Annotated in this window: 1 protein-coding gene; it reads right to left on the bottom strand. The window is 68.9% G+C overall.

Annotated features, from left to right (window positions below; translation table 11 throughout):
- Positions 1–1,190: hypothetical protein (locus ITJ60_RS18695; protein ID WP_228510675.1), on the bottom strand; the 1,190-nt coding region annotated here is incomplete at its 3' end.
- Positions 1,191–1,328: the final 138 nt, after the last annotated feature.

Below are 1,328 nucleotides of genomic sequence, written 5' to 3'. Positions count from 1 at the left end.
GCGCAGCCGGCGACGCTGGGGATCTCGGCGTCGGAGATGTGGTCGCGCCATTGGCCTTGGTTGGCTTGGTCGTCGTTCCAGTTCTGTCCGGGTGTGACGTTGCCGTAGCGCCAGGCCTGGACGGTGGCTTCGCCGCAGCTGTAGTTCGCGATGGCGTTGAAGTGCGCTTCGGTGATGTGTTTGCCGTCGAGGGGGCCGAGGTTGAACTGCCAGAACGCGCGTGACATGAACGTCTTGCCGTTCTCGACGGCGTAGCCGACGCTCTGGTAGCCGTTCGCTGCCTGGCCGTTGAGGTAGGACTGGGTGGGGTAGGCGATGTCGTCGAACCAGAGTGCGTTCTGACCGGAGGACCAGTCGGGGTCGACGAACACGGGGAACGTCGGTGCGGTGTCGGTTGCGTCGGTGACGTCGAGCGTGACTGCGGTGGCGGTCGTGGTGTGCTCGAGCGGGGTGGCGCTGCCGGCGCCGCCGGGGCCGTCGGCATCGCCGCCGTCGGAGGAGTCCCACCAGGTCGGCTTCGACGACTGCAGGGTGGATCCATCGGTCGCGGTCGCTGTTGATGCTGTCGACGAGGTCGAGACGGTGGCGCCGTGCATCTGCAGCTCGACCTGTTGCAGGTCCGGGTTCGCGGCAGCTTCTGGCGTGTTGACGACGAGCACTTCCGACATGCCTGACGGTGTTGCGGTGAGGCGCAGGTCGACCTCGGGCAGGACGTCTGCGTAGGTGGCTGTGGCGCCGTCGATGGTCGGCGAGGGCAGGGCGCCGCCGGCGGGCCAGGACTCGCTGACCCAGGCGCCGGTGTCGGTCTGGACCTGTGCGACGGTGTCGGTGCCGCCGCGGGAGAACCGGACGTGGGTGTCGGTGGCCTTCGGTGCGATCCAGGACTGGTCGACGGGAACGAGGTCGGTCTCGACGGGGATCCACTGCCCGGCCTGCTGGGTGCGGACCGGGATGGTGTCCTGCGTCACGGTGAACGAGCCGTCCGGGTTCGCCGTGAGCAGGCTTGTCGGGGTGGTTTCGTCCGAGACGGTCACGCCGTGGTCGTGGGCCTGCGCGATCTCGGAGGCGTCCGCCGAGGTCGCGGAGGACTGGCTGTCCGCGATGGTCGGTGTGGTGGCGGCGGACCCGTCGGCGAACGCGGGTGCGCCCGTCGTCGCGAGCAGACCGAGCACCAACGCTGATGTGGCCACTGTCGCGACCACGGTTCTGCCGTGCGGCATTGAACCCCCTGTGAACATCCCGAGCGCGAACTGCGCGAGCACACCGTAGCGAGACCCCGAACCCGGCGAAGACCCCCGAACACGGCACAGCGCACAGCCACGAGGCGG

Source organism: Curtobacterium sp. VKM Ac-2884 (genome assembly GCF_015350945.1).
In the GTDB taxonomy this organism is placed as follows: domain Bacteria; phylum Actinomycetota; class Actinomycetes; order Actinomycetales; family Microbacteriaceae; genus Curtobacterium.
The sequence above is the reverse complement of the archived record's forward strand: the minus strand, read 5'-3'. Positions and strand labels throughout refer to the sequence as shown.